The 9,392-nt window shown below is 71.1% G+C and carries 10 protein-coding genes and 1 pseudogene; 1 reads left to right on the top strand and 10 read right to left on the bottom strand.

What is annotated here, in order from left to right:
* A pseudogene (locus VNR91_RS03905) lies at positions 1 to 837 on the top strand (hypothetical protein); the annotation flags it as partial.
* On the opposite strand, the gene VNR91_RS03900 reads toward VNR91_RS03905, so the two are convergent.
* The 10 genes from VNR91_RS03900 to hutU all read right to left on the bottom strand — a co-directional run.
* A complete protein-coding gene (locus tag VNR91_RS03900) occupies positions 830 to 2,272 on the bottom strand; it encodes a hypothetical protein (protein ID WP_325489477.1) in 1,443 nt (480 codons plus the stop codon). The pseudogene VNR91_RS03905 and the gene VNR91_RS03900 overlap by 8 nt on opposite strands.
* 246 nt (positions 2,273 to 2,518) lie before the next feature.
* The gene (locus tag VNR91_RS03895; protein ID WP_325489476.1) at positions 2,519 to 2,947 is read right to left on the bottom strand and encodes a hypothetical protein; all 429 of its coding nucleotides are present in this window, start codon (positions 2,945 to 2,947) and stop codon (positions 2,519 to 2,521) included.
* 13 nt (positions 2,948 to 2,960) lie between these two features.
* Positions 2,961 to 3,497 carry a demethoxyubiquinone hydroxylase family protein gene (locus tag VNR91_RS03890; RefSeq protein ID WP_325489475.1) on the bottom strand — a complete coding sequence of 179 codons (537 nt, stop codon included), beginning with the start codon at positions 3,495 to 3,497 and terminating at the stop codon, positions 2,961 to 2,963.
* Positions 3,494 to 3,982, bottom strand: a complete 489-nt coding sequence (locus VNR91_RS03885) for a disulfide bond formation protein B (protein WP_325489474.1) — start codon at positions 3,980 to 3,982, stop codon at positions 3,494 to 3,496. Before VNR91_RS03885 ends, VNR91_RS03890 begins: the two co-directional genes overlap by 4 nt.
* On the bottom strand, positions 3,979 to 5,316 hold the full coding sequence (locus VNR91_RS03880; protein WP_325489478.1) for a S41 family peptidase: 1,338 nt from the start codon (positions 5,314 to 5,316) through the stop codon (positions 3,979 to 3,981). Before VNR91_RS03880 ends, VNR91_RS03885 begins: the two co-directional genes overlap by 4 nt.
* A 186-nt stretch (positions 5,317 to 5,502) precedes the next feature.
* Positions 5,503 to 6,651, bottom strand: coding sequence for a murein hydrolase activator EnvC family protein (locus VNR91_RS03875; protein WP_325489473.1), 1,149 nt, complete (start codon positions 6,649 to 6,651; stop codon positions 5,503 to 5,505).
* A 139-nt stretch (positions 6,652 to 6,790) separates the two neighbouring features.
* Entirely contained in the window at positions 6,791 to 7,210 is a 420-nt protein-coding gene (locus VNR91_RS03870) for a 23S rRNA (pseudouridine(1915)-N(3))-methyltransferase RlmH (RefSeq protein WP_325489472.1), read from the bottom strand.
* Positions 7,211 to 7,223: 13 nt separating this feature from the next.
* Positions 7,224 to 7,604, bottom strand: coding sequence for a ribosome silencing factor (gene rsfS, locus VNR91_RS03865; protein ID WP_325489471.1), 381 nt, complete (start codon positions 7,602 to 7,604; stop codon positions 7,224 to 7,226).
* 13 nt (positions 7,605 to 7,617) lie between these two features.
* The gene (locus VNR91_RS03860; RefSeq protein WP_325489470.1) at positions 7,618 to 8,253 is read right to left on the bottom strand and encodes a nicotinate-nucleotide adenylyltransferase; all 636 of its coding nucleotides are present in this window, start codon (positions 8,251 to 8,253) and stop codon (positions 7,618 to 7,620) included.
* 210 nt (positions 8,254 to 8,463) lie between these two features.
* On the bottom strand, positions 8,464 to 9,392 hold a 929-nt coding region (hutU, locus tag VNR91_RS03855; protein ID WP_325489469.1), incomplete at its 5' end, for a urocanate hydratase.

Genomic DNA, 9,392 nt, shown 5'->3' with positions numbered 1-9,392 from the left:
CCGATGCGCGACCTTCCCGAACCCACCACCGAAACCCCCGCCGACGACCCGGCCCTCCCCGCGATCGACGGCGCCACCCCCGACCACTACGATCCCGCCGACTATCGCTGGGTGCCTGTCCGCCGCCGCCCGCGCTACGATGGCTGGACCGAGGAGAAGCAGCGCCGCTTCATCGAGACGCTCGCCGATACCGGCATCGTCGCGCTCGCCGCCCAATCGGTCGGGATGACGCGCGAGACCGCCTATCGCCTGCGCCGCTCGCCGCACGGCGCTGCTTTTGCCCGCGCGTGGGACGCGGCGCGCGATCATGCCGGGTCGTTCCTCGAGGATCTCGCCTTCGAACGCGCGATCGAGGGGATCGAGCACAATGTCTACGACGATTATGGCGAGGTGGTCTGCACCCGCCGCGCCTATGACACGCGGCTGCTGACCTTCCTGCTCGCGCACCTCAAGCCCGAACGCTACGGGCGTGGCGCGCTGGCCGCAGCCGCGCCCGCCGCCCCGCCACCCGCCGCACTGGAGGCGAGCCTGCGCGCGATGGAGCCGCGCCTGCCCGCCCCGGCGGAGGCGGTGCTGGGGGAGGGCGCGCTGGCGGACGAGCTCGCGCTGGCCGACGCCGCCGACGGCACGCTGCCGCAGTTCCTGAACGAACAGCGCCCGATCATCACGCCCGCCCGCCGCCGCGCCGCCGAACGCGCCGCGCAGGACGCGCGCGGCGCGGCGGCGCGGGCGAAGCGCGATCGCGGTGAGCCGCTCACCGCCGCCGAGTTCGCCGACGCATGCCACCACATCGATCCGACGATGCGTGACGAGCGCCGGCGCGGGCGGTTCAGGTGAGACCTTGGTGTGACCTTTCGCCGCGCAGCAGCCACGCGAACAGGCCGGCGCACACCGCCGCCGCCACCCACCACAGCGCAAAGCCGGTCCACGCGCTCCAGCCCCACCATTCGCCGGGCAGCGTGCGCAGCTGGCCGCTCAGGAACCGGTCGCGGATCACGTCGGTCCACAGCGGAAACCGCTCGCGCCCGCCCGACAGGATCTCCGCCGACGCGATGATCGCGTTGAGCGCGATCGACACGCCCAGCACCGCCAGCGCCAGCGCCTTGGTCCAGCGCCCGCGCGCCGCCCCCCACAGCGGCGCCAGCCCGAGCGCGAGGAAGCCGACCGCCGGGATGACATGGCGCGGCCCGGTCGCGTTGCCGCCGTCCCAATAGGCGTAGGACGCGTTGTAGAGGAACAGCAGCACGACCATCGCCATCGCCATCACGCCGATGTCGCGCGTGGCGCGCGCGCGCACCAGCCGTGCCAGCCCCGCCGCGCCCAGCAGCAGCACCGGCGCCACCCAGATCAGCCCGCGCCGGTCGCCGCCGATGATCTCGAACAGCACGCGCGGCTTGGGATAGGTCAGGCCGAACAGCCCCTCGTTCATCCCCTCGAACCCGACCACGCCCTGATAGCCCAGACGAAACATCGTGCCGAACGCGAACAGATTATAGCCGAGCACCACCGCCACCCCGACCAGCCCGCCGGCCAGCGCGGCGGCGATCGGCCCGGCGGGAAAGCCTTGTCCGCGCAGCCTCCACAGCGCCCACAGCCCGATCGCCAGCCCGCCCAGCACCGCGGTATATTCGATCGCCACCGCCCAGCCGAGCGCCAGCCCGGCGAGCAGCGCCAGCCCCGGCGCGGGCCGGTCGTCCCGCGTGCCGCGCCACACCGCCCATCCGGCGATGACGAACAGCGCGGCGACCGGCGCGTGGCCGAACAGGGTGGTCGACCAGCCCCACATCGGCGTGCCGATCGCAAAGCCCAGCGCGGCGAACAGCCCGGCGCCCGCGCTCCCGCCCAGCGCCCGCCCCCAGTCGAACAGCGCCAGCGCCGCCAGCGCGGTCAGCAGCGCGACGCTGGTCGCCACCGCAAGCCGCAGCCGCAGCCTCAGGAACGCGCCGAATCCGGGATCGAGATAGGTCAGCGACAGGTCGTGCGCCTGCTGCCCGGTCGCGGCGTCGGCGATGGCGACGGCGGGCAGCGCCATCAGCGTCATGCCCGGCGCCTTGTCCGCGTAATAATGGTCGCCGAACCGCGCCTTGTCGATCGTCATCGCCTGATATTCGTCGATGGTGGCGTCGCCCTGCTCGACGATCGACAGCGCGGCGAACATCCGCGTCACCTGGTTGACGTTCCATTCCCACGATCCGAACCAGACGCAGGAAAACCACACGAACGCGACCAGCAGCGCGCCGATCGCGCGGTGGCGCGTCGGGGGCGCGGTCACGCGAACGCCCGGCGCCAGTGCCGGTGCTCGTAATGGCGCCCCTGCCGGCGGCCATCCCGCGCCGTCAGGTCTCCCGACGCGGTCGACCCAAGCCATCGCGCTGCCTCTGCCGTCCCCATCACGCCCCCCGCAATCGTCGCCTCGCCGGCACGATCAACCTTCAGGCCACAGGCCTCGGCTATCAATATGTCATCCCGATGAAAGCGGGGGAATGACCCTCAGGGTCGCATCGACCGGCGGCGGCGATCAGCGATCGGAATAGGCGGTGTCGGCCTTGGCCTTGGCACGGTTCTCGCGCTTGGCGGCGGTGGCGCCCATCACGAAACAGCCGGTCGATCCGCCCGGCCCGACGGTCGAGCAGCTGCCGGTGCCGGTCGCGCCGACCGACAGCGCGTCGTCGACCTTGGTGGTCCACGCCTGGTACTGCGGCTTGATCTCGGGCTCGCGCAACTCCTTGGGCACGCGGAACTGTTCGCCGGCGTCGCGGCGCTGGCAGACGACGATTTCCTCGCCGTTGGTGTTGGTCGGGCACTTCTGGTCGCCGTACAGGATCACCACGCCGTTGACCGGGGCGTCCTGCGCGGCGGCGGGGGTGGGGAGGACGACAAGCGCGGCCAGCGCCGGGGCGAGCCCAGCCAGCGATCGGGCCAGCGGTCGGGGCAACAGCGGTTTCATGGCACCCATCCTCTCAAATCCTCTTGGCGACGGCAATCGCCGCGCGGCATCCCAGCCGGATCATCGCACTCATCACCGGATAGGCCGGCGCCAGTTCGGCGCCGCTGGCCAGCGCGGTGTCGCGATGCTCGACCTCCTCCTGACGAAAGCGTTCGACCGCCTCGGACAGTTCCGGGTCGCTGTCGCCCAGCGCGGCCAGCTGGTCCTGATAATGGCGGTCGATCTCGGTCTCGACCGCGACGGTGCAGGCCATCGCCGCCTCCGGCCCGATCGCGGCGGTGACCGCGCCCAGCGCGAATCCGGCGACGTCCCAGAACGGCTGGAGCATGGTCGGCCGCACGCCGCGCCGGGCGATCATCGCGTCAAAGAAGGCGCGGTGGCGCTCCTCCTGGCCCAGCATCGCCGCGATCTTGCGCGCCGCCGGGGTGCGGTCGCCCATCACCGCCAGCTGCCCGGCATAGATGCGCGTCGCGCCATATTCGCCGGCCTGGTCGACGCGGATCATCGATTCGGTGTCGGTCCGGCGGGCACCGGGAAAGCGCGTCGTCATCGCCTGCTCCATGCCATCGTCCAGATCGCGATCGCCGCGCCGATCGACAGGATCGCGTTATAGCCCGCCAGCGAAACCCCGAACAGCGTCCATTGCGCCACGTCGCAGCGGGTGATCGGCGCGTTCATGATCGCGTCGAGCGTCGCCTGGACGTCGCCGCTGCCGTGGATGGTGGAGGTGCAGGCGGTGATGCCGTTCCACCAATGATATTCGACGCCGGCATGGAACACGCCGATCGCCCCGCTGATCGCGATCGCTATGCCGGCCAGAGACACCAGCACGCGGCGCAGCGGCACCGGCGCGGGAAAGGCGATCAGCGCGACCGGGATCGCCGCCAGGTGCGGCCAGCGCTGCCACCAGCACATCTCGCACGGGTTCAGGCCGCCGATATATTGCGATCCGAACGCGCCGGCGAGCAGCGCCAGCGGCACCAGCAGCGCCAGCATGTTGGCGCTGGCCAGCTTCGATCGCGAGCGGCGGATCATCGCTTGCGCGGCCCGGCGGCGGCGACCGCCTGCGGCGCGACCGACGCCAGCCGCGCGATCGTCCTGACCGCATAGTCGAGCTGGAAGTCCTTGACGCCCTTCTTCTCCAGCACCTCGGCGGTATCGGCGAAGCGCGGATCGGTGGCGGTGTCCTCCTCCAGCACCTTGTTGTCGACCTTGGCCTCGTTGATCAGGTGGCGGCGCAGGTCGGCCTCGCGGAACACCGGGCGCGCCTTGTAATCGGGGTCGCTGATCTGCGGCACGGCGATGTCCGGCTCGATCCCGCCCTCCTGCACCGACCGGCCCGAGGGGGTGTAGTAGCGCGCGGTGGTGAGGCGCAGCGCCGAATTCGCCGACAGCGGCAACAGCGTCTGCACCGATCCCTTGCCGAAGCTCCGCTCGCCCATCACCAGCGCGCGGTGGTGGTCCTGCAACGCCCCCGCGACGATCTCGGAGGCCGAGGCGGTGCCCGAATCGGTCAGCACGATCACCGGCAGCCCGTTCGCCAGATCGCCGGGCTTGGCGTAATAGCGTTCGATATCCGACTTCTCGCGCCCGCGCTGCGACACGATCTCGCCATGGTCGAGGAACGCATCGCTGACCTCGATCGCCTGGGTCAGCAGCCCGCCGCCGTTGTCGCGCAGGTCGACGACATAGCCGAGCGGGGCGTGGCCGAGCGACTTCTGGATCGCCATGATCGCGGCGCGGGTGTCGGCGCCGGTCTGGGCGGAGAAGGTGTTGATGTTGACGATGCCGACGCCGTCCCTGACCTCCCACTTGACCGGCTTCTGCACGATCGTCTCGCGCACCAGCGTGAAGTCGAGCGGCTTGTCGCGGCCGCGGCGGACGACGGTGATCGACACCTTGCTGCCCGGGGGGCCGCGCATCCCCTCGATCGCCTCGTCGAGCGACTGGCCATAGATCAGCTGGCCGTTGATGTGGGTGATATAGTCGCCGGCCTTGATCCCGGCACGATAGGCCGGGGTGTCCTCGGTCGGGGCGATCACCTTGACCGCGCCGTCCTCCATCGTGACGGTCAGGCCCAGCCCGCCGTAATTGCCCTCGGTCTGGATTTTCATGTTGTCGAAATCGAGCGCGTCGACATAGCTCGAATGCGGATCGAGCGCGGCGAGCATCCCCTGGATCGCGCCCTTGACCAGCGTCTTGTCATCGACCTTGTCGACGTAATCGGCCTTCACCCGATTGTAGATGTCCATGAACACGTCGAGGTCGCGATACGCGCCGGTATCAACCTCGGCCATCGCGGCGGTGGTGACGGGCACCAGCGCCAGTGTGCCGACGATCGCCGAGGCGCGGAGGAAGGAAGCAAGCATACGGGCCATCGGCAATGTGTCCTGGGAACCGGGTTTGCCGTCAGGCTAGCGGTTTTGCGCGCGTGAGCAAAGCACCCACGCCGCTGAACGGGGGCTGAGCGGATCGATCGGGGGTGATCCTCCCCCCAATGGTGCTGCGATCGTGCCCGGCCCGGTGCCGGACGCAGACTTCGCGTGGGGCACAGGTCAATCGATCAGCTGCGCCAGATCGATCGGCACGCCCCTGCGCCGCAGCTCGACGGCGATGTGCGGTTCGGGCGTGGCGGGGGCGTGGCCGATCGCGGCGCCCGCCGCGACGGTGTCGCCGGGCTTGGCCGTCGCGGTGGCGAGCCCGGTGACCGCGCTGGTCCAGCCGTTGCCGTGATCGACGATCACCACCGTCGCATAGTCGCGAAACCGGCGCGCGAACAGGATGCTGCCGCCGGCCGGCGCGACCACGGCGGCGCCGGGCGCGGTCGCCAGCACCAGCCCGCGCGATCGCACCCCGGCGCTCGACAATTCCCCCAATCCCTCGATCACCCGCCCGGCGACCGGCAGGCGATAGGGGGCGGCGGCGCGCGCGGCCGTCCCGGTGGCGTCGCCGGCCGACGCCGGGCGCGGCAGCGGCCCCGGCAGCGCCGCGAGCGACGCGGCGGTCACCGCGTCGCCGCTGCTCTCGCTGATCTGGTCGACCAGGTCGCGCGCACGCTCCCCCATCGCGATCGCGCGGTCGCTCTCGAACATCGCGTTGCGGTTCAGGTCGCGGCTGCGCAGCCGGTGCTCGCCCTCCATCCGCACCAGCGCGAGCCGTTCGGTCTGCAGCCGGGCGTGGCCGTCGCGCAGGCTGGCGGCGGCCAGCGCCGCGTCCGAACGCAGCTTGCGGGTGCGGGCGATCTCGCTGCGGACCGCCTCGGTGCGCGCGCGCACCACCGGCACCATCGTGCCCAGCACCGCGCGGACGTGGACGATGTCGTTGGCCGATCCCGGCTGGACCAGCGCCACCGCCGCCGGCCGCCGGGCGAGCGATTGCAGCGCGGCGACCAGCCGCTCGATCGGTGCCTGGCGTTCGGTCAGGCGCGTTCGCTGGGTGACCAGCATCGTATCGACCAGCGCCACCCGCGCCCGCGCGGCGACGATCTTGGCCTCCGCCGCCTTGATCCGTTCGGCGACCGCCGCTTCCTGGCCGCGCGCGCGGGCGGCCTCGTCGCGTTCGGTCGCGGCGGCGCGTTCCAGCGCCTTCGATCGCGCCTCGGCGACGGCGGCGGCGGCGTTGGCCGCCTTCAGCTCGGCACGGCGATCGGGCGGGGCAGGCGCCGCCGCGACCAGCGCCAGCGGCAGGAGCATCAGTCTACGCATCGGAGCGGCAAGACTCCCTCGAATCGTCATTGCGAGCGGCGCAGCCGCGCAGCAATCCGGCGATCTCCCGTTGCCCCGCTGGATTGCTTCGCTGCGCTCGCAACGACGACATGCGCGACCCTGCACCCATGCGGGCTCTCTAGCCCTCGCGGTGATAGGGATGGCCGGCGAGGATGCTGGTCGCGCGGAACAATTGCTCCGCCAGCATCGCGCGCGCCATCAGGTGCGGCCAGGTGAGCCGCCCGAACGACAGCAGCAAATCGGCGCGGGCGCGGTCGGCATCGTCAAATCCGTCGGCGGCGCCGATCAGGAAGCGCGCCTCGCGCACCCCGTCGTCGCGCCAGCGGCCCAGCCGGTCGGCGAACGCCTTCGATCCCAGCATCTCCCCCGTCTCGTCGAGCATCACGATCTTCGCGCCATCCGCGGCCGGCGGCTTGCCGCCCCGGTCGGGCAGCTCGGTCACCCGGGTCGGCCAGGCGATGCGCGCCAGATACCGCTCGACCAGATCGGATTCGGCGCCGCGCCCGATCTTTCCGCGCGCGACGACATGGAGCAGCAAGCGACCAGCGCCTTCAGTTGGCGGCGGCGCCGTCGCCGAACGCCCACATCCGCTCCAGATTGTAGAAGCTGCGGACTTCGGGGCGGAACAGGTGGACGATCACGTCGCCGGCATCGATCAGCACCCAATCGGCGTTGGGCAGCCCCTCGATCCGCGCCGAGCGGCCGAATTCGGCCTTGATCTTCTCCGCCAGTTTCTGGGCCATCGACGCGACCTGGCGGGTCGACCGGCCGGAGGCGACGACCATGTGATCGGCGATGCTGCTCTTGCCGGCCAGCGGGATCGACACGGTGTCGACCGCCTGATCGTCGTCGAGGCTGGCAAGGACGAGCTTATGCAGCGCCTCGACGCCATCGGCATCGGGCGAACGCTGGACATGGGGTACTGTGGCCAAGGGAACTCCTGGGTTACGGGCCGGGGGATAACCGGGTCGCGACGCGCGACCGACGGTTAAGGGAATAGCGGCGATGCCATGCTGGATCGGCAGCCCGCAGGCGTGTCGCCGAGGTCGGATCGGGGCGGAAGCGCAGGAGCACGAGCGCCGGCAATCTCCATTCGGTCCAATGACGTGCCTGACGAGCGGGCATCAACGCATGCCGCAGCCAACCCATTGCCGGACCCGCATGGGCATCGCGATCATAGCCCGGACGGGCGATCACCGCAATCGGAACCGTATTGGCGATGACGCGCCACCGTTCCCAGCGGTGGAAACCGGCCAGATTATCCGCGCCCATCAGCCAGATGAAGTCGTGTTTCGGGAACAGCCGGACCAGCCTGGTCAGCGTGTCGGCGGTGTAGCGGGTCTTCAGCCGCCGCTCGATTCCGGTGACGCGGATCGGCGCGTGGCGGGCCATCGCGCGCGCCGACGCCATGCGCGCGGCGAACGGCGCCATGTCGGTCGCGCCCGCCTTCAACGGATTGCCCGGCGACACCAGCCACCACACTTCGTCCAGCCCCAGCGCGCGCAGCGCGTGGAGCGACAGCGCGCGATGCCCGCGATGCGCCGGGTTGAACGACCCGCCGAGCAGCCCGATGCGGCTCATCGCGCCGCCCGCCGCCGCGCGACGGCGCGCGCGAACGCGGCGAAACAGGGGTGGGTCACCGTGGCGCGGAACCGCGATGGAGTCGGCGAAGCGGGCGGGGGGTGGCGGTGGACGCGGCGGTGCGGCTCGAAACGACGGGGGAATGGCCCATGGCGCGGATGTAGACGCCGCCCCGGCACCGGGCAAGCCCGCCCCCTCGTCGGACGAGGCTCAGCCCAGGATGCCCGGCAGGTCCAGTCCATGGTCGCGCGCGCAATCGATCGCGCCGGCATAGCCGGCGTCGGCGTGGCGCATCACCCCGGTCGCCGGATCGTTCCACAACACCCGTTCCAGCCGCCGCGCCGCGTCGGGCGAGCCGTCAGCGACGATCACCATCCCGGCGTGCTGCGAATAGCCCATGCCGACGCCGCCGCCATGGTGCAGCGACACCCAGGTCGCGCCGCTGGCGGTGTTGAGTAGCGCGTTGAGCAGCGGCCAGTCGCTGACCGCGTCCGATCCGTCGCGCATCGCCTCCGTCTCGCGGTTGGGGCTGGCGACCGAACCTGAATCGAGGTGATCGCGGCCGATCACCACCGGCGCCTTCAATTCGCCCGATGCCACCATCTCGTTGAACGCCAGGCCGAGCCGGTGGCGGTCGCCCAGCCCGACCCAGCAGATCCGCGCCGGCAGGCCCTGGAACCGGATTTTCTCGCGCGCCATGTCCAGCCAGTGGTGAAGGTGGGTGTCGTCGGGCAGCAGCTCCTTCACCTTGGCGTCGGTCCGATAGATATCCTCGGGATCGCCCGACAGCGCCGCCCAGCGGAACGGGCCGACGCCCCGGCAGAACAGCGGGCGAATATAGGCGGGGACGAAGCCGGGAAAGGCGAAGGCGTTCTCGACGCCCTCGTCCTTGGCCATCTGGCGGATGTTGTTGCCATAGTCGGTGGTCGGCACCCCGGCGGCATGGAAATCGAGCATCGCGCGGACATGCACCGCCATCGACGCGCGGGCGGCGTGCGCCACGGCTTCCGGCTCGCGCTCGCGCCGCTCGATCCATTCGGCGACGCTCCAGCCGGCGGGAAGGTAGCCGTTGACCGGATCGTGCGCGCTGGTCTGGTCGGTGAGCAGGTCGGGATGGATGCCCCGCGCGAACATCTCCG

The sequence above is a fragment of the Sphingomonas sp. genome, assembly GCF_035555815.1.
In the GTDB taxonomy this organism is placed as follows: Bacteria; Pseudomonadota; Alphaproteobacteria; order Sphingomonadales; family Sphingomonadaceae; genus Sphingomonas.
This window is presented reverse-complemented; position numbering and strand designations above follow the sequence as displayed.

What these genes read in the sequence shown, in the direction of transcription:
- VNR91_RS03875 (WP_325489473.1), bottom strand. Translation starts at nt 6,651, where the DNA reads ATGCGTAGACTGATGCTCCTGCCGCTGGCGCTGGTCGCGGCGGCGCCT.
- VNR91_RS03885 (WP_325489474.1), bottom strand. Translation starts at nt 3,982, where the DNA reads ATGATCCGCCGCTCGCGATCGAAGCTGGCCAGCGCCAACATGCTGGCG.
- VNR91_RS03890 (WP_325489475.1), bottom strand. Translation starts at nt 3,497, where the DNA reads ATGACGACGCGCTTTCCCGGTGCCCGCCGGACCGACACCGAATCGATG.
- VNR91_RS03895 (WP_325489476.1), bottom strand. Translation starts at nt 2,947, where the DNA reads ATGAAACCGCTGTTGCCCCGACCGCTGGCCCGATCGCTGGCTGGGCTC.
- VNR91_RS03880 (WP_325489478.1), bottom strand. Translation starts at nt 5,316, where the DNA reads ATGCTTGCTTCCTTCCTCCGCGCCTCGGCGATCGTCGGCACACTGGCG.
- VNR91_RS03860 (WP_325489470.1), bottom strand. Translation starts at nt 8,253, where the DNA reads ATGAGCCGCATCGGGCTGCTCGGCGGGTCGTTCAACCCGGCGCATCGC.